General features: G+C 74.2%; 1 protein-coding gene. It reads right to left on the reverse strand.

The window, feature by feature from the left end:
- Window positions 1-96: 96 nt before the first annotated feature.
- Complete coding sequence (locus ABR738_RS02715; RefSeq protein WP_350228331.1) at window positions 97-20,067, reverse strand: non-ribosomal peptide synthase/polyketide synthase; 19,971 nt, start codon at window positions 20,065-20,067, stop codon at window positions 97-99.
- Between the last annotated feature and the right edge of the window lie 5 nt (window positions 20,068-20,072).

The following is a 20,072-nucleotide window of genomic DNA, read 5'->3' on the forward strand; positions in this document are numbered from 1 at the left end:
GGTGGCTGTCGGTGGTGACAGGGGTCGGGGCGCGGGGGGTGTGGGGGCGGTGCCGAGCTGTCCCGTGCGTACCTGCTCGGCGCGGGTTCTGGTCGGTCACCGGCCTCCCCGGGCGTGATGGGCGATGTGGCGCAGGGCATCGGCGAATTCCTCGGCCACGCGGCGCACGGTCCGCGTGTCGTGCAGGGCCGGGCGGTGATGCCAGGTGAAGGCGAGACGGCCGTGCTCCACGGAACCGACGACCTCCAGGGCGTGGGATCCGCCGTCGCGCGGGTCGTGGTCCTGGCCCAGGGGGCCGTGCTGCGTGCGGATGAGGCCGCCGCCCGACGTCTGGGGGCGGGCGTCCCACTGGCCCAGGTAGTTGAAGACCAGCTGGCTGTGCGCGCCCGCGCCCAGTTGCTCGCGGATCTCGGGGGTTGCGAACGTCCGCAGCGCTCCGAAGCCGACGCCCTTGCCGGGGACGGCCCGCAGTTGCCGGCGCACCGACTTCACCAGGGCCCGCCAGTCGCGGTCCGCGGCGAGCCGGCCCGGGTCGTCGACCTGGAGCGCGATGGGGTGCACGCTGGTGAACCATCCGACGGTGCGGGTCAGATCGACCCCGTCGACAAGACTCTCGCGGCCGTGGCCCTCCAGGTCGAGACGGACCCGTTCCTCGCCGGTCCAGCGGGCCAGAGCCAGAGCCAGGGCGGCGAGCAGCACGTCGTTGATGCGCGTGCGGTACGCCGTCGGCGCGGCGCGGAGCAGGGTCTCGGTGTCCTCCTCGTCGAGTTCGACGCCGATCACGGTCGCGGGCACGGTGTCCTCGGGCTCGGGCGCGGTGTCGGGTCCGGTGCCGGGTCCTGGTGCCGCACGTACGACATCACGCCAGTGGGGCAGCTCGGAGTCCAGTTCGCCCGCGCGGACGTGTGCGGCGAGTCCCCGGGCCCAGTCACGGAAGCTGGTGCCGCGCTCCCCCAGGTCGACGGGCGCGCCCTGCACGGCTTGGCGGTAGGCGGTTTCCAGGTCGTCGCCGATGACGCGCCAGGAGACGGCGTCCACCACCAAGTGGTGGGCGATGAGCAGCAGGTAGGCGGGGCGTTCGGGGCCGCCGGTGAACAGGGCCGCCCGCAGGTGCGGGCCATCGGCCAGGTCGAAGCCGGCGTGCAGTTCGTCGGCGCGTTTCTGCATGGCCGCGTCCGCGTCCTCCGGTGCGAGTCCGGACAGGTCGTGGCATATGAGGAAGGCGTCGTCCGGCCGGGCGGTGGTGGGCGGCGGGTTGAACTGGTGCCAGCCGTCGGCGTCCTTGGTGAAGCGCATGCGCAGCGCGTCGTGGTGTTCCAGCAGGGCGCGCAGGGCGGTGTCCAGGGCGTTGGGGTCGGGGGCGCCGTCGAGTTCGAGCAGCGTCGACTGGTTGAAGTGGTGGTGGGCGGCGCGGGGTGTGGTGAGGAACCAGTCCTGGATGGGGGTGAGCGGCACCTCGCCGGTGACCGGGCCTTGGGCGGTCCCCCGGGACGCGGTGCGCACGACGGAGGCGAGCGCGCCGAGGGTCTGGTGGGTGAACAGGTCCCTGGTCACCAGGTGGAGGCCGTCGCGGCGCAGTCGGGAGACGACCTGCATGCTCAGGATGGAGTCACCGCCCAGGGCGAAGAAGTTGTCGTCGACGCCGACGTCCGTGACGCCCAGGACGTCGGCCCAGATGCGGGCGACCCGCCGCTCGGTGTCGGTGCGCGGCTCGCGGTACGGCCTGCCGCCGGCCCGGCCGGGTCCGGGGGCGGGCAGCGCGCGCCGGTCCAGCTTGCCGTTGACGGTGAGGGGCAGCCGCTCCAACGGCACGAAGAGCGAGGGCACCATGTGCGGCGGCAGCGTTGTGCCAAGGTGCTCGCGCAGGTCCTCGACGGGGAGCGGGTCGTGGCCGTTCGCCTCGTCGGCCGCCGCCGGGTCCGGTACGACGTAGGCGACGAGCCGGGCGGGTCCGGTGGCCGCCGACTCCGACTGGCCGTCGTCGCCGTTCGCGGGCCGGGCCGTGTCGGTGCGTACGACGACCGCCGCGTCCAGGACCAGGGGGCTGCGGCGCAGCGCGCTTTCTATCTCGCCCGGTTCGATGCGGAAGCCGCGCAGTTTGACCTGGTCGTCCACGCGTCCGGCGTAGTGGAGTTCACCGTCCGTGCCCCAGCGGGCCAGGTCGCCGGTGCGGTACATCCGCTCCCCCGGCGCCCCGAACGGGTCAGGGACGAAGCGCTGGGCGGTCAGGCCGGGACGGCCGAGGTAGCCACGGGCCAGTCCGGGGCCGGCCAGGTACAGCTCGCCCGTCACGCCGGGCGGGACGGGCCGCCTCGCGCTGTCGAGTACGTACAGGCCGGTGCTGCCCGATGGACGCCCGATGGAGGGTGCGCCGGCGCCGGGGGCGAGCGGGCCGGTCCAGCTGGCGACGACGGTGGCCTCCGTCGGCCCATAGGAGTTGATCATGCGGCGGCCGGGGGCCCAGGTGGTGACCAGGTGTGCGGGGCAGGCCTCCGCGCCGACGATCAGGGTGCGCAGGGCGGGGAGCCGGGCCGCTTCCCGCGCGGGGACGGTGGCGAGGGCGGCCGGGGGGATGAGGGCGTGGCTGATGCGCCGCTCGGCAAGCACCTCGGCCAGGCGCTCCCCGACCAGCGGTCCTTCTTCGCCGGTGACCAGGGTGGCGCCGTTGAGCAGCGAGGTGCACAGCTCCAGCACGGACGCGTCGAAGCTCGGCGAGGCGAACTGGAGCATCCGGTCGCCCGGGCCGGCCGCGTAACGCTTCGAGGCGGCGGCGGCGAAGGAGGCGAGGCCCCGGTGGGTGACCACCACGCCCTTGGGTGTCCCGGTGGAACCCGAGGTGTAGATGACGTAGGCGGGGTGCCCGGACAGCAGGGGGGTGGTGCGGGCCGCGTCGTCGGGTGGTGTGTCCGGTCCGTCGGTGGTCAGGACCTCGGCCGGATCGCTCACGACGCGGTGGACGCCGGCGTCGCGGATCATGAACTCCCGGCGGGCCTGCGGGTAGTCGGGGTCGACGGGCAGGAAGGCTCCGCCGGCCTTCGTGACCGCGAGCTGGGCCACCGCCATGGCGGCCGAGCGGGGCAGGCAGAGGGCGACCACGCGTTCCGGTCCGACGCCGTCACGGATCAGGCGGTGCGCGAAGCGGTTGGCGGCCCGGTCGAGTTCGGCGTACGTCAGGTCCCGGCCGCTTTCGGACAGGGCGACCGCGTCGGGGGTGCGGGCCGCCTGCCGCTCGAACAGGCCGGGCAGCGGCGTCCCGGTCACGGCCTCGCAGGTGCCCCTGCCCTGGGCCAGGAGGGTGCCTTCCTCCTCGGCGGAGGTCAGCGGCAGGGCGCCGAGCGGGCGGTCGGGGTCGGTGGCCACCGCTTCCAGGAGGATCCCGAGGCGTGCGGCGAGGCCGTCCGCGGTGGCCGCGTCGAACAGGTCGGTGTTGTAGGAGAGCAGGCCGTGCAGCGTTCCGTCCGGTGCCTCGGCGAATTCGATGGTGAGGTCGAAGGCCGCCTGATGGGTGTCGGCCTCGACGTCGCTGACGTGCAGGCCCGGGAGGTCGAGGTCGGCGCCCGGGGTGTTCTGTAGCACGACCATGACCTGGAAGAGCGGGGTGCGACTGGTGTCCCGGGCCGGTTGGACCTCATCCACGACGCGCTCGAAGGGCACGTCCTGGTGCGCGAAGGCGTCGAGGACGCTTCGGCGGACCGCGCCGAGGAAGTCGGTGAACGGCCGGCCGGTGTCGGCCTGGGAGCGCAGGACGAGGGTGTTGACGAAGAATCCGACGAGGTGTTCGGTCTCGGCGCGATCGCGTCCCGAGGTCACGGTGCCCACCGCGATGTCGCTCTGTCCCGACAGTCGCGCCAAGTAGGCCTGTGTGGCCGCCACCAGGGTGGTGAACAAGGTGGCACCGTGCTCACGGCCGAGCCGGTTCAGTCGCGCGGTGATGTCGGCCGGCACGATGAGGCGGGTGGTGGCGCCGTTACTGGTGCGGACGGCGGGGCGGGGCCGGTCGGTGGGCAGATCGAGTGCCGATATGTCCGCCAACTGCTCCGTCCAGTAGGCCAGTTGCTGCTCAACCTCGGCTGCTTGGGCGCCGCGCTGCCAGGCCGCGTAGTCGGCGTACTGGATCGGCAGCGGCGGCAACGCGTCGTCCTGGCGGCCCAGTTGGGCCCGGTAGAGGTGGGCCAGGTCACCGAGCAGGACCGAGGTGGACCAGCCGTCGGTGACGATGTGGTGCAGGCACAGGGCGAGGACGTGGTCGTCGTCGGCGAGCCGGACGAGCAGCGTACGCAGTAGTGGGCCTTCGCGCAGGTCGAAGGGGCGCTCCCGCTCCTCGGCGAGCAGCGCGCGCAGGGCCGGCTCCCGGTCCCGCGCCGCGAGCGCGGACAGGTCGTGCGGTGGCAGCGGCACCGGGCGCGGCGGGTGGATGATCTGCACGCCGTGGCCGTCCACGCTGTCGAAGGTGGTGCGCAGCGATTCGTGCCGGGCGACCAGGGCGGTGACGGCGGCGGCCAGCGCGCCGCTGTCCAGGCCCCCGCGCAGGCGCAGAGCGAGCGCGGTGACGTACTCGCTGCCGTCGGGCGCGAACTCCTCCAGGAACCACAGGCGTTGCTGGGCGTGCGACATCGGCAGGGCCGCGTCACGGGCGGCCGGGGTGATGGCCGGACGGGCGTGCCGGGATGCCTCGGTGAGGAGGGCGGCGAGCGCGGCCGGGGTGGGGCGGGTGAAGACGTCGCGGGGGGTGAGGCCGCTCGCGAAGGCCTCGGACAGGCGGGCGGCGAGCCGGATGCTGAGGATGGAGTCGCCGCCCAGGGCGAAGAAGTCGTCGTCCACGCCGGGCGGTTCGATGCCGATGACCTGTCCGAAGATCTCGGCGGTGCGGCGCTCGGCCTCGGTGCGGGGCTCGGTGCGCTCCGCCCTCGGGGCGGCCTCTGGCGCGGGCAGGGCGGCGCGGTCGACCTTGCCGTTGGCGCTCAGCGGCAGCGAGTCGAGCGCGAAGATGTCGGTGGGGACGAGGTAGTCGGGCAGGGTGCGGCCCGCGAAGTCCCGCAGGGCCGCCGGGTTTCGGCCGGCGGGGCCGACGACGTAGGCGATGAGCCGCTTGGCGCCGGAGCGGCCCGCGTTGGCCAGCACCGCCACGTCCGCGACGTCGGGATGGCCGGCGAGAACGGCCTCGACCTCGCCGGGCTCCACACGGAAGCCGCGGATCTTGACCTGGTCGTCGGCGCGTCCCAGGAACTCCACGGTGCCGTCCGGGCGCCGGCGTGCCAGGTCGCCCGTGCGGTACATGCGGGTGCCGGCCGGGCCCGTGGGGTCCGCGAGGAAGCGGGCCGCGGTGTCACCGGGCCGGCCCAGGTAGCCACGGGCGACGCCTTCGCCGGCGAGGTAGAGCTCACCGGCGCTGCCCGGCGGGACGGGTCGCAGCCGTGCGTCCAGGACATGGACGCGCATGTCGTCCAACGGGCGGCCGATGGGCACGGTGTCGGGCACCTGGGCGGCGTCGGTGAGCTCGTGGGACGTCGCGAAGGTGGTGGTCTCGGTGGGTCCGTAGCCGTCCACCACGCTCAGTCCCGGGCAGGCGGCGAGGACCTGGCGCACGGCGGCCGCGGGGACCACGTCGCCCCCGGTCCACACCTGTCGCAGTCCGGCGAAGCAGTCCGGCGCGTCCTGGGCGAGGAGACGGAAGACGCCGGCCGTCAGCCACAGCGCCGTCAGCCCCTCGGTGCCGGCGAGCCGGCGGATGAGGGCGCCGTCGACAGCGCCGTCGGGGGCGATGACCACGCTGCCGCCGTTCAGCAGCGGTGCCCACACTTCGAAGGTGGCCGCGTCGAACGCCACCGGGGAGTGCAGCAGCACCCGGTCGCTGACGCCGCCGGTGAAGCGGCTGTCGGTGGCCAGGGCCACGACATCCCGGTGCCGCACCGCCACCGGCTTGGGCCTGCCGGTCGAGCCGGAGGTGAACATGACGTACGCGAGGCGGTCGGGGTCGCCGGGCGCCAGTACTCCGTCCCCGGTGCCGGCGCGGGCGGCGGCGACGTCGGCCGCGGTGAGCCGGGCCGTGACGCCCGCCGAGTCGAGCAGGCTCCGGCGGCGTTCCTCCGGCGCGCGGGTGTCGACCGGTACGTAGGCTCCGCCCGCGCCGAGGACGGCGAGCTGGGCGATGACGAGGTCGGCGGAGCGGTCCATGAACAGCGCGACCCGGCCTTCGGCGGCGAGACCCCCCTCCCTCAGAGTTCGGGCCAACCTTCCTGCCGCTACGGCCAGTTGGCGGTAGGTCACTTCCTGGTCCCCGTCGCGTATGGCGACGGCGTCCGGGGTGCTGCGGGCCTGTTCGGTGAATACGTCGACGGGGCTGCGTGGTGGCGTCACGCGGGCCGAGGCGTTCCAGGACGCCAGCAGCCGCCGGTCGGCCGCGGTGAGCGCGTCCACGTCGGCGAGGTCGGTTTCCAGATTGTCGGCGAAGACGGTGAGCAGGACCGTAAGGCGCTCCACGGCCCGCTCGACGGTGGCCGCGTCGAACAGGGCGGGATCGTAGGCCAGGTCGAATCCGAGCCGTTCGGCGAGGTGGGCGCGCAGGCACCACGGGAAGGTGGGCGCGTCCTCGGCCCGTACTTCGCAAACCTGGACGCCGGTGCGTGCCGTGGCCGACGCGTCGACGGGGTAGTTCTCGAACACGACCATGCTGTCGAACAGGGCCTCACCGGAAGGTACTTCGCTGCCGGCCTGGATGCGGGACAGGGCGAGGTGGTCGAAGCGGCGGCCCTCCGTCTCGCTCTCCTGGAGGTCGCGCAGCCACGGCAGCACACCGCCGCCGCGGAGGCGGACCCGGGTGGGCACGGTGTTGATGAACATGCCGATCATGCCTTCGACGCCGGGCAGTTCGGCCGGGCGGCCCGAGACCGTGGTGCCGAACACCACGTCCTGGCGGCCTGCGGAGCGGGCAAGCAGCAGTGCCCAGGCGCCCTGCACCAGGGTGTTGACGGTCAGTCCGGCCCGGGCCGCGCCCGCACGCAGCCGCGCGGAGACCTCGTCGTCGAGTGCGTGCCGCACCTGGGCGGTGGCACGGGCGCGGTGGGCCTCGCCCGGGGCACGGTCGTAGGGGAGCGGAGTGCGGGCGGTGAAGCCGGTGAGGACGTCGCTCCAGTGGCGTTCGGCGGCGGCCCGGTCCTGTTGGTCGAGCCAGTGCAGGAAGTCGGCGAAGGGCCGCCGCACCGGGGGCTGCGGGTCAAGACCTCCGGTCAGCGCGGCGTAGCGCTCGCACACCTCGGTCAGGAGCTGACCGGTGCTCCAGCCGTCCAGGGCGATGTGGTGGGTGGACCACAGCAGCAGCACCTCCTCGCCGGGCAGCGCGGCCAGCGCGAGGCGGGTGAGCGGTGCGGTGTTCAGGTCCATTCCCGTGACGCGGTCCTCGTCCAACAGGCGCTCGGTGCGCTCGGCGCGTTCCGCCGGGGACAGAGCGCGCCAGTCGAAGTGACGTACGGGCAAGTCGGCCCGGCGGTGCACGACCTGGACCGGCTGCGGCAGCCCCTGCCAGTGCACGCTGGTGCGCAGCGCCGGAGTACGGTCGGCGACCAGCTGCCAGGCGGCGCCGAAGGCCTGCGGGTCGGCCACTCCTGACAGCCGGACCGCGATCCGGTCGAAGTATGCGCCGTCGGTGTCCACCAGGCCGTGGAAGAGCATCCCCGCCTGGAGGGGGCTGAGCGGGAGCACGTCCTCGATGTGCCGGCCGTCACCGATGAGCCGGTCGAGGCTGTCCTGTGTCAGCCCGGCGAGCGGGAAGTCGCCGGGGGTGCGCCCGCCGGCGCCGGGGCTCGCGCAGTGCGCCACGATGTCCCGCAGCGCGGTGATCATTTGCTCGGCCAGGGCACGGACGGTGCTTTCGTCGTGGACGGCCTCGGGGTAGTTCCAGCCCAGTTCCAGCCGGCCTTCCTGGACGACGCCGGTGATGTCCAGGACGTAGGGGCGCGGGGCGTCCGGGTCGGTGTCGCTGCCGGTGGGCGCGAGCGCCGTGCGCAGCAGGCCGTCGCCGCTGCCGCTGCCCCCGTCCCACTGGCCGTGGTAGTTGAACCCGACCTGCGGCGCGGGCGCGCCGGTCAGGGGGCTGTTCGGCAGGAGGTGGCGCAGTGCGCCGTGGCTCAGGCCGTGCGCGGGGACGGCGCGCAGCTGTTCCTTCACCGAGCGGAGTGTGTCGTGCCAGCCGGCGCCGGGGTCGACGCGCAGCGCGAGCGGGAACTCGGCGGTGAACCAGCCGACCGTGTGCGACAGATCGACGTCGGCGAAGAGGTCTTCGCGGCCGTGGCCCTCGACGCCGATCAGGACGGTGTCCCGTCCGCACCACTGGGCGAGTGTGTGACCGAGGGCGCTGAGCAGGACGTCGTTGACCTGGGTGCGGTAGGCATCGGGCACCCGGCGCAGCAGGGCGTCGGTGGTCTCGGCGTCCAAAGTGACGGTGACCGTGGCCGATGTGGCGTACGTGTTGGGGCCGGGCCGCCCGGCGGGCAGGCCGGCGGGGGCCTGGAGGGACCGCTGCCAGTACGCCAGGTCGGCGGTGAAGGCGCCGTCCCGGGTGTGCTGGGCCAGGCGGGCCGCCCAGCGTCCGTAGGGGGTGCCCACGGGCGCCGAGTCCACGGCGCGCCCCGCGGCGGCCTGCTGGTAGGCGGCGGACAGGTCGGCCGGCAGGATGCGCCAGGACACGCCGTCGATGGCCAAGTGGTGGGCGGTGATGACGAGTTGGGCTGCCCGGCCCGGGCCACGGTCCAGAAGCAGGAAACGTACGACCTGCCCTTGGACGGGGTCGAGGGCGGCCTGTGCCCGGTCGGTGAGGCGGTGCGCCTCGGCCTCGGCCTCGGCGTCATCGAGGCCGGAGAGGTCGTACCGGCCGAAGACGGGCTCGGGCGGCGCGGGGAGCGCCTCCTGCTGCCAGCCGGACGCGGTGTGCGTGAACCGCGTGCGCAGTGCGCCGTGCCGTGCGACCACGGCGTCGGCGGCCCGGTGAAGCGCCTCGGTGTCCGTGTCCGGTGCCAGCTCGAAGCGCTGGGTCATGGTGAAGCGCATCGGGTCGCCGGGGCGTCGGCCCTCCAGGTACCAGTGCTGGATCGGAGTGAGCGGCGCGGGAGCTGTGGCGTCCTCGGCGGCTTCCGTCGTGGGCGCGGCCAACTGCTCTGCGCACAGAGCGAGTTCGGCGATGTTCTGGTGGCGGAAGACGTCCTTGGTGGTGAGGGCGAGTCCGGCGCGGCGGGCGCGGGAGACGATCTGGATGCTGAGGATGGAGTCGCCGCCGAGCGCGAAGAAGTTGTCCCGTGCCCCCACCTTGGGGATGCCGAGTACGTCGGCCCAGATGGCGGCCAGCGTCTGCTCGGCGCCGGTCCTCGGTGCGACGTGGGCGCTGTCGGTGGCGGGCTGTAGGGGCGGGTCCGGCAGGGCGCGGCGGTCGGTCTTGCCTCCGGCGGTGCGCGGTATCCGCTCCAGCGGGACGAACGCGGCGGGCACCAGGTGATCGGGCAGCGTGCTGCGCAGTCGCATCCGCAGGTCGTCGGCGACCGGCTGCCGGCCGTCGGCGGCCACCACATAGGCGACCAGCATCAGATGGCCCGCGTGCTCGCGTGCGGTGACGGCGGCGTCGGTGATCCCCGGCAGGGCGAGCAGCGCCGCCTCGATCTCGCCGGGCTCGATGCGAAAGCCCCGGATCTTGAGCTGTTCGTCGGCGCGGCCCAGGAATTCGAGCAGCCCGGCCGTGTCCCAGCGGGCGAGGTCGCCGGTGCGGTACATGCGCTCCCCCGCCGTCCCGAAGGGGTCGGCGATGAAGCGGCCCGCCGTCAGGCCAGGCCGGTTCAGATAGCCACGGGCCACCTGCGCGCCGGCGAGGTAGAGCTCGCCGGGCGTGCCGACGGGTACCGGGCGCAGGGCCTCGTCCAGGACGTAGGCGCGCAGTCCGCCGCCGGGGCGGCCGATGACGGCCCGGTCGGGGCGGTCCGCGCAGGGGCCGTAGACGGAGTCGACCGTGCACTCGGTGGGGCCGTACATGTTGACGGCGGTGACGCCGGACTCGTCGTGGGCCGCGACCAGGTCCCGCCAGGTGGCCGCGGGGACGGCTTCGCCGCCGACGAGCAGCAGCTCGGGGTGGTGGCGGCCGGGGGCGAGCAGTCCGGCCGCCAGGAGTTCGCGCAGGAAGGTGGGGGTGACGTTGACCAGGTCGATGCGGTCGGCGGCGACCTGGGCGCAGAACGCCTCGGGGTCCAGGCGCGTGTCGTCGTCGATCAGGTGGACCTGGTGGCCGAGGGCGAGCAGCAGCGGCCCTTCCCAGGAGGTGTCGAACGCGAAGGAGGCGCTGAGGGCGGCCCGCAGCCGGGTGCCTTCGGCGGTGTGCGGTCCGATGAGGTTCGCCTCGTGGTCACGGCAGAGGTTGACCAGGTGCCGGTGCTCGACGGCGACGCCCTTGGGTCGGCCCGTCGAGCCCGAGGTGTAGACGATGTAGGCCGTGTTCTCGGGGTGCAGCGGGGTGACGCGGTCGGCGTCGGTGGGGTTGTGGGCGGGCAGGCCGCGGGCGTCGGCGGCGCGCAGGGTGTCCTCGGTGAGGACGGCTCGCGGGCGGGCGTCCTCCAGCAGGACCCGGACGCGTTCGGCGGGCAGGCGCGGGTCCACGAAGAGCAGCGCGGCGCCCGCCTTGGCGACGGCCAGGAGCGCCACCAGCAGGCCGCAGGAGCGCGGAAGGCGGACCGCGACCACGCTCTCGGGGCCCGCGCCCTCGCCGATGAGGTGATGGGCCAGCCGGTTGGCCCGCTCGTTGAGGGTGGCGAAGTCGAGGGTGGCGTCGGGGGCGACCAGCGCGGTGAGGTGCGGGGTGCGGGCGGCCCGCGTCTCGAAGAGGGCGGGGAAGGTGGTGCCGGGCCCCGGCAGCGGCGTGCCCCGTCCGAGGTCAAGCAGGCGCTGCCGTTCGGCTCCGGTCATCAGGGGCAGGGCGCCGACGCCGCGCTCCGGGTCGTCGGCGGCGGCCTGGAGCAGGACGCGCAGCCGCTCGGTCAGGAGGTGTGCCGTGGTCCGGTCGAACAGGCCGGTGCTGTACTCCAGGTGTCCGGTGATGGCGCCGTCGCGTTCGACGAAGTCGAAGGCCAGGTCGAAGGTGGCGTGCCGGACCGGCGGGAGCATCGGCTCCACTTCGAGGCCGGGCAGTGCGGGGACCTCGGTGCCCAGGTTGTGCAGCGCCACCATCACCTGGAACAGCGGGGTGCGGCTGGTGTCGCGTTCGGGCTGGACCGCGTCCACGACGCGTTCGAAGGACACGTCCTGGTGGGAGACCGCGTCCAGCACGGTGGCGCGTCCTTCCCTCAGCAGGTCACGGAACGACAGCTCGGGACGGACCCGGGCGCGCAGCACCAGCGTGTTGACGAACATGCCGACCACGTCGTGCAGTTCGGGGCGGTCGCGGCCCGCGGTGACGGTGCCCACCGTGATGTCCTGCTGGCCGGACCAGCGGGCCAACACGATCTGACAGGCCGTCAGCAAGGTCATGAAGAGGGTGGCGTCCGCCTCCCGTCCCCGCGCGCGCAGCCGGTCGGTGAGCGCGGCGGGCAGGGTGAAGGTGACCAGGTCGCCCTCCCGGGTGCGCACGGCTGGGCGCGGCCGGTCGGTGGGCAGCTCCAGAGGTGTCACGCCGTCCAGGGCCCGGCGCCAGTAGGCCAGGTCGGCCTCGCCCTGCCCGGTGCGCGCACGCTGCCAGGCGGCGTGGTCGGCGTAGCGCAGCGACGGGGTGGGCAGGTCGGGTCGGCGCCGCTCGAGGGCGGCCGCGTACAGCTCGCCGAGGTCCCGGCCGAGAACGCCCATGGACCAGCCGTCGGTGACGATGTGGTGCAGGGCCAGGACAAGGACGTGCTGCTCGGCGCCCGCACCGGTCAGCCGGGCCAGGTGGGCGCGCATCAGTGGTCCGGTGCCGAGGTCGAAGGGGCGGGCCGCCTCGCTCTTGACGAGGGCGTCGAGCGCGGCGGCGTCCGCGCAGTCCTGGGTGCGCAGGTCCACCGGAGCGGGCGGGTGGATGATCTGCCGGGCCTGGCCGTCGTGTTCGGCGAAGGTGGTGCGCAGGGACTCGTGCCGTGCGACCAGGCCGTCGAGGGCCGTGCGCAGGGCGCTTGGGTCGAGCGGACCGGTGAGGCGCAGCAGGGAGAGGGTGGTGTACTCGGTGCTGCCCGGCTCGAAGCGGTCCAGGAACCACAGGCGTTGCTGTGCGTGGGACAGCGGAGCCGGGTCGTCCGGGTGGGCGGCCGGGATGGCGCCGACGGGGGTTTCGGGGGCGTCGGACGGGTCGCCGAGGGCCCCTGCGAGGGCCGACAGGGTCGGATGGGTGAACAGCAGGCGGGGTGAGAGGTCACCGCCGAAGGCGCTACGCAGGCGGGAGACGACCCGGACGGCGAGGATCGAGTCGCCGCCGAGGGCGAAGAAGTCGTCGTCCGCGCCGACTTCCTCGGTGTTCAGGACTTCCGCCCAGGCGGTGGCCACGAGCCGTTCGGCCCGGGTGCGCGGCTGTGTGTGCTCACCGGCGGTCGCGAAGCCGCCGGGACCTGGCGCGGGCAGCGCGCGCCGGTCGAGCTTGCCGTTGGAGGTGAGGGGCAGAGCCGGCATCGGCACGTAGGCGGCGGGCACCATGTGCGCGGGGAGCGACTGCTGGAGGTGGGCGCGCAGTTCGGCGGCGGACGGCGCGGCGGCGCCGGCGGCGACCACATGGGCGACCAGGCGCCGAGTGCCCTCCGTGTCCTCGTGGACGCCGACGGCGGCGCCGGCGACACCCGGGTGGCTGTGCAGGGCCGCCTCGATCTCACCGGGCTCGATGCGGTAGCCGCGGATCTTCACCTGCTGGTCGGCGCGGCCCAGATATTCCAGGCCCCCGTCGGCCCGTCGCCGGGCCCGGTCGCCGGTGCGGTACATGCGGGCGCCGGGCCGGCCGAACGGGTCGGCGAGGAAACGGGTGGCGGTCAGGCCGGGCCGGTTGAGGTAGCCGCGCGCCAGGCCCTGTCCCGCCACGTACAGCTCCCCCACCGCGCCGGGCGGCGCGAGGTTCAGCGTCTCGTCGAGGACGTAGGTGCGCAGGTCGGGTATGGCGGTGCCGATGGGGCTCGCGGGGCCGGCGTGCGCTGCCGCCCGGTCCAGGGGGGCGTAGGTGACGTGCACGGTGGTCTCGGTGATGCCGTACATGTTCACCAGGCGTGGCGCGGTGTCGGCGTGGCGGGCGTACCAGTCGGCCAGCCGGGACACCTCCAGTGCCTCGCCGCCGAACACGACCGTGCGCAGCGCCAGACGCTCGCTGTCCTTCGGGTGTTCGGCGTCGGCGCGGATCAGCGGGTAGAAGGCGGACGGCGTCTGGTTGAGGACGGTGACCTGCTCGTCGGCGAGAAGACGCAGGAAGTCCTCCGGGGAGCGGGCGGTCTCGTCGGGGACCAGGACGAGCCGACCGCCGTGCAGCAGTGGCCCCCACAGCTCCCAGACGGAGAAGTCGAAGGCGTAGGAGTGGAACAGCGTCCACACGTCGGTGGAATCGAAGCGGAACCAGTCGTGGGTGCGGCTGAAGAGGCGCACCACGTTGGCGTGCGGGATCACCACGCCCTTGGGGCGGCCGGTGGAGCCCGAGGTGTAGATGGCGTAGGCCGGGCTGTCGGGCAGCGGGCGGTGCTGCCCGCGCGCCGGGGCGGCCGGGCGCCGGGCGAGGTCGGCGCGGACCTCGGGGTCGTCCAGGCGCAGTACGGGTACGGCGAGGTGGCCGGCGACCTCCGTGCCGGTCACGAGGGCCACCGGTGCGGCGTCGTCCAGGATGCCGGTGACGCGGTCGGCGGGCAGCGCCGGGTCGATGGGCAGATAGGCGGCGCCCGTCTTGAGGACGGCGAGGACGGCGACGACCAGGTCGGCGCAGCGGGGCAGGGCGAGGGCGACGTACCGCTCGGGGCGGGCGCCGAGTTCGGCCAGGCGGTGGGCGAGGCGGCCGGCGCGTGCGTCCAGTTCGGCGTAGTCCAGCCGTTCGGCGCCGCAGGTGACGGCCTCGGCGTGCGGGGTGCGGGCGGCCTGTGCTTCGAAAAGGCCGGCCAGCGTCTCGGTGGGCCTGCCCTCGTCGGTGCCGTTCGCGCCGGTGAGGAGAAGGCGTCGCTCCTCGGGGGTGGTACGGGCGAGGGCGGCCAGGGGGCGTTCCAGGTCCTCGGTCAGCTCGGTGAGCACCCGGCACAGCCGCCCCGCGAGGTTCGCGGCGGTGGCCGGGTCGAACAGCTCGGGGTCGTAGGCGAGATCGAATCCGAAGTGTTCACCGTGGTAGGCGCGCAGGACCAGCGGGTAGTTGGTGGCGTCACGCGAGGAGACGTCGACGATGCGCACGCCGGAGCCGCCCGGACTCGCCTCGTCGAACGGATAGTTCTCGAAGGCCACCATGCTGTCGAACAGGGCGGTGCCGGACGGCACCTCGCTCAGGCCGGTCAGTTCGGCCAGCGACACCGCCGCGAAGCGCCGCGCGTCGGCCTGCGCCTCCTGGAGTTCGCGCAGCCAGGAGGCGGCGGAGCCCCGCCCTGCCACCCGGACGCGGGTGGGCAGGGTGTTGATGAACATGCCGATCATGTCCTCGGCGCCGGGCAGGTCGTCGGGCCGCCCGGAGACGGTCGTGCCGAACAGCACGTCGGGCTCGGCCGCGTAACGGGACAGCAGCAGGGCCCACGCGCCCTGCACGACGGTGCCGAGGGTCAGCCCGGCGCCGCGCACGGTGCGGGCGAGACGGGCGGAGGTCTCCTCGCTCAGGGACGCGGTGTGCACGGCTGCCGAGCGCGACTCGTGGCCTGCCGGGCGGGCGCGGTCGACGGGCAGCGGGGTCGGGGTGGTGAATCCGTCGAGGACTCCCCGCCAGTGCGTACGGACGGCTTCGGTGTCCTGGTCGTTGAACCAGCGCACGTAGTCCCCGAACGGCCGGCGCGCGGACGGCGCGGGTTCGATGCCGGTGGTGAGGGCCGCGTACTCGGCGAACACGTCGGTCAGGACCTGGGCCAGGCTCCAGCCGTCCAGGATCAGGTGGTGGGAGGTCCACAGCAGGTGCAGACGGGCGTCGGGCAGCCGGATGAGGGTGAGCCGCATCAACGGGGCGGCGTTCAGGTCGAGACCGCGCGCCAGGTCGTCGGCGCGCAGCCGCTCAAGGCGCGCGGCCCGCTCCCCCGCGTCCAGGGCGCGCCAGTCCAGGATCTCGACCGGCACCCTCACCTGCCGGTGTACGCGCTGGAGGGGGACGGGCACGCCGTCCCAGACGACCGAGGTCCGCAGGGCCGGGGTGCGGTCGGTGACGCGTTGCCAGGCGGTGGCGAACGCCTCGGGGTCGGCCACGTGGTCCAGGAGCAGGGCGGCCTGGTCGAGGTAGACGTCGTCCGTGCCGCCGACCAGGCGGTGGAAGAGCATGCCTTCCTGGAGCGGGGTGAGCGGCAGCAGGTCCTCGACGGACCTGCCGTTCCCCACGAGGCGGTCCACCGCCTCCTGGTCGAGGCGGGCCAGCGGGAAGTCGCAGGGGGTGCGGCCGCCCGCGTCGGGGCGGGCGCAGTGCTCGGTCACCTCGGTGAGGGCGCCCAGCATGCCGTCGGCCAGCGCCCGGACGGTGGACTCCCGGTGCACTTGGTCGCTGTAGTGCCAGGTGATCTCCAAGGCGCCGTCGCTCACCACGGCCGACACGTCAAGAAGGTGGTCCAGCGGCTGGGCCGGGTCGATGTCGCCCGGCGGCACATCGGCGGCGGGCGCGAAGTCGCCGCCCACGCCGGACTCCCACTGGCCGTGGTAGGTGAAGCACACCTGGGGCAGCGGCAGTTCGGCGAGGGCGCGCGCCTGGGGCGAGGGCGAGCCGAGGCGCCCCAGCGCCTCATGACCGAGGCCGCGCCGAGGCACCGCCCGCAGCCCCTCCTTGACGGACTTCAGCGTCGCGGCCCAGTCGGGCGCCCCCGCCGGCCCCATCGGGGTGAGGGTGACCGGGAACTGACTGGTGAACCAGCCGACGGTACGCGCCAGATCGGCCCCCTCGACCAGGTGTTCCTCGCGGCCGTGGCCTTCAAGGGCGACGGTGATGTGCGGTGCGCCGGCCCAGTCCGCGAGGACACGGCCAAGCGCGCTCAGGAGCACGTCGTTGACCTGGGTGCGGTACGCCCCGGGGACCCGGCGCAGCAGTGCCTCGGTGGTGGCCGCGTCGAGCCGGGTGCGGACCGTGCGCACCGAGCCGGCCAGCGGGGCGCCGGGCAGGTCGACGGGGAGCGGGACGCGCGGGCGGGCGCTCTGCGCGGTCCAGTACGGCAGGTCGTCGTCGAGGGCGCCTGCGCGCACGAGTTCGCCCAGCCCACGGGCCCATTCGGTCAACGAGGTCTGCTCGGGCTCCAGTTGGGGGCTCTGCCCGTTCACGGTCTGACGGTAGGCCTGCTCCAGGTCGGTGAGCAGCACCCGCCAGGAGACACTGTCCACCGCCAGGTGATGGACCGTCAGAAACAGTCGGGGGCGGGCGCCTTCGGCTGCCGGGAGCAAGACGGCGCGCAGCATGCGGCCGGCCGTGGGGTCGAGGTCCGCCCGGGCGGACTCGGCGATCTCGGCGAGGCTCGCGCCGTCGTCGTGGCGGGTGAGAAGGCCGGTGTCCGGGCCGGCGCCCAGATGCTGGCGCCAGGTGTCACCGTCCCGCGTGAAACGGGCGCGCAGACAGGGGTGGTGGGTCACGACCGCGTCCAGCGCGCGCGACAGCGCCGTCTCGTCGAGGTCGTACGGCAGGTCGAGAAGCATGGACATGGCGAAGCGATGGCGCGGGCCGTGGGTGGCGAGGAACCACTCCTGGACCGGCGTCAGCGGGCCGGGGCCGCTCTCCTGCGAAGTGCGCCGCGCGGGCACCGGAGCGGCACGCCGGGAGGCGGCGGCGAGCTCGGCGACGCTCTGGTGACGGAAGACGTCCTGCGAGGACAGAGCGAGGCCGGCCGCTCTGGCCCGCGAGACGGCCTGGATGCTCAGGATCGAGTCGCCGCCCAGCTCGAAGAAGTTGTCCGTGACCCCGACGCGGCGCACACCAAGGATCTCGCTCCAGATCCCCGCAAGGATCTCCTCGTCCGGGGTGCGCGGCGCCACGAACTCCCTTGCCGCGGCGGATGATTCGAAGTCCGGGGCGGGCAGGGCGCGGCGGTCCAGTTTGCCGCTGGCGTTCAGCGGCAGCGAGGTCAGCGGTGTGAACGAGGAAGGCACCATGTGGGCGGGCAGGACCGTGCGCAGCGCGGCGCGCAGCGCCTCGGAGTCGGGCCGCGCGGCGCCGGGCGCGGGGACGACGTAGGCGGCGAGCCGCAGGTGGCCGTGCGGATCGGGGACCGCGACGACCGCGGCGGCGGCGATGCCCGGCACGTCGGTGACCGCGGCCTCGACCTCGCCGGGTTCAATGCGGTGGCCGCGCACCTTGACCTGGTCGTCGGCGCGCCCGAGGTAGTCGAGACAGCCGTCGGCCGTCCAGCGGGCCAGGTCGCCGGTGCGGTACATACGGGTCGCGGGCGGCCCGTACGGGTCGGGCAGGAACCGTGCGGCGGTCAGGCCCGGGCGCCCCAGATACCCCCGGGCCACCTGCTCGCCGGCGAGGTAGAGCTCGCCTCCGACGCCCGGCGGCACCGGCTGGAGCCGGTCGTCAAGGACGTAGGCACGGGTGTGGGGCAGGGGGCGGCCCACCAGGGGGCGGCCGGTCCCGTCGATCCGGCAGGACAGCGCGTCGACCGTGCACTCGGTGGGGCCGTAGAAGTTGTACGCGCTCACCTCGGGGTGGGCGCCGAGTTCGCGCCAGAGCGCGGGGCCGATCGCCTCGCCGCCGAGCATGAGCACCCGGGGGCAGTGGACCGGGTCGCTCAGGAGCCCGGCGGGCAGCAGCTGGCGCAGGTAGGACGGGGTGAGGTCGAGGAAGTCGATGCGGTGCTCGACCACATAGGCGGTCAGGGCGGCCGGGTCCATCCGGGTCACCTCGTCCACCACGTGCAGCGGATGGCCGTCGGCCAGCAGCAGCACCCCTTCGAGGGAGGTGTCGAAGGAGAACGACGCGGTGAGCGCCACCCGCAGTGGTCCGCCGCCCGCTTCGGCGACGAATCCGGCGCGGTGGGCGGCGAGCAGGTGGGTGAGGGCGCGGTGCGGTACGGCGACGCCCTTGGGCCGGCCGGTGGAGCCGGAGGTGTGGATGACGTAGGCGGTGTGCAGGGGGTCCAGGGGGCGGTGGCGGTCGTCGTCGGCGGGGTCGGCGTCGGGCAGGCCGCCGGGCAGGGAGGCGAGCGCGGCCTCGTCAAGGACCAGGGCCGGGCGGGCGTCGTCCAGTAGGTGGCGGACGCGCTCCTCGGGCAGGGCCGGGTCGAGCGGGAGGTATCCGGCGCCGCTCTTCCAGACGGCGAGGATCGCCGTGATCATGGCGGCGGTGCGCGGCAGCCGGAGCGCGACAAGACGTTCGGGGCCGGCGCCGAGGCCGATGAGGTGGTGGGCGAGCCGGTTGGCGCGGGCGTTGAGCTGCGCGTAGGTGAGGCGTTCGCCGCCCGCCACCAGCGCGAGCGCGTCGGGGGTGCGGGCCGCGCGCTGCTCGAAGAGCCGAGGGTAGGGGGGGTCGCCGACGGGCTGAGCGGCGGCGTTCCAGTCGCGGGTGACCTGTCGTACCTCCTGCTCGGAAAGGAGCGGCAGGGTCCGAAGCGGCCGGTCCGGGGCGCCCGTGGCCGTCTCAAGGAGCCGCAGGAGCTGGCCGGCCATGCGGCGGGCGGTGTCCGGGTCGATGAGGTCGGTGCGGTATTCGAGCAGCCCCGTCAGCTCCTCGCCGTCCGGCACGAACTCGATGCTCAGGTCGAAGGTCGCGGCCTGGCGGGGCACGGCGACCGGGGTGATGTCGAGGTCGCGGGGAGCGGCGGCCGCGGGCGGGTCCGGGTGCAGCAGGACCATCACGTCGAACAGCGGGTTGCGGCCCGCCTCACGGGCGGCGCCCACCGTCTCCACGATCCGCTCGAAGGGCGTGTCGCCGTAGGCGAAGGCGTCGTTGACGGTGTCGGCGGTTCGGGCCAGCAGGTCCCTGAACGAGTCGCCCGACGGCACCTCGGTGCGCAGCACGACGGTGTTCACGAAGAAGCCGACCGCCCGTTCCAGGTCGGTGCGCGAACGGCCCGGGGTCAGCGATCCGACGGTGCTCTCCTCCTGCCCCGACCAGCGGGCGAGCAGAGCTTGGGCGGCGGCGACGAGCGCGGTGTAGAGCGTGGTGTGCTGCCGGCCCGCGAGTTCGCGCAGCGCACGGGTGACTTCGGCCGGGACGGTGAAGGCGTGGACGGCTCCGGGGCCGGCCTCCGCGCCGCGCCGGGGCCGGTCCAGCGGGAGTTCGGGTGCGACCGCGCCTGCCAGCCGCTCCTTCCAGTGGGCCAGCTGCCGTTCGAGCCGTGCCCCGGCCAGCTGCTCGCGCTGCCAGACGGCGAAGTCCGGGTACTGGGTCACCACGGCGGGCAGAGCGGCCTCGCCACCGTGCGCCACGTGCTCGTACAGGGCGCACAGTTCGTTCAGGACGATGCCCATCGACCAGCCGTCGGTGATGATGTGATGGGCCGTCAGGATCAGGACGTGTGAGGCCGCTGCCTCGCGTAGCAGCAGGGCCCGCAGCAAGGGCCCGGAGTTCAGGTCGAAGGGCGCCGAGTACTCGGCGAGCAGCGCCGCGTCCAGCCCGTCCGCCGTGACGTCCCGGACCGGCAGCGGCACCGGGGCGGGCGGCTGGACGCGCTGCGCGGCGCGGCCGTCGCTCTCCTCGAACGTGGTCCGCAGCGCCTCGTGCCGGGCGACCACCCCGGCCAGGGCGCGCTCCAGGGACCGGTGGTCCAGGGCGCCGGTGAGGCGTACCGCGACAGCGCTGTTGTAGCGGGCGTCGCCGGGGCGCAGCCGGTCGAGGAACCACAGGCGCTGCTGGGCGAACGACAGCGGCAGCGGACGTTGGCGGTCGGCGCGCGGGATGCCCGCCTGCGCGCCGCCGGCGCCCGTCGCGGCACGCCCGGCGAGCCTGCGGCGCAGGGCTTCGCGCATGTCGTCGGGCAGGGCTTCGGCGCGGTCTCGCCTGGAAGGCTTCGAAGACGTCATGATCG

Origin of the sequence: Streptomyces sp. Edi4, assembly GCF_040253615.1 — a bacterium.
GTDB lineage: Bacteria > Actinomycetota > Actinomycetes > Streptomycetales > Streptomycetaceae > Streptomyces.

Bases quoted from the DNA above. Each gene is read 5' to 3' on its own strand.
- ABR738_RS02715 (WP_350228331.1), bottom strand. From the start codon at position 20,067: ATGACGTCTTCGAAGCCTTCCAGGCGAGACCGCGCCGAAGCCCTGCCC.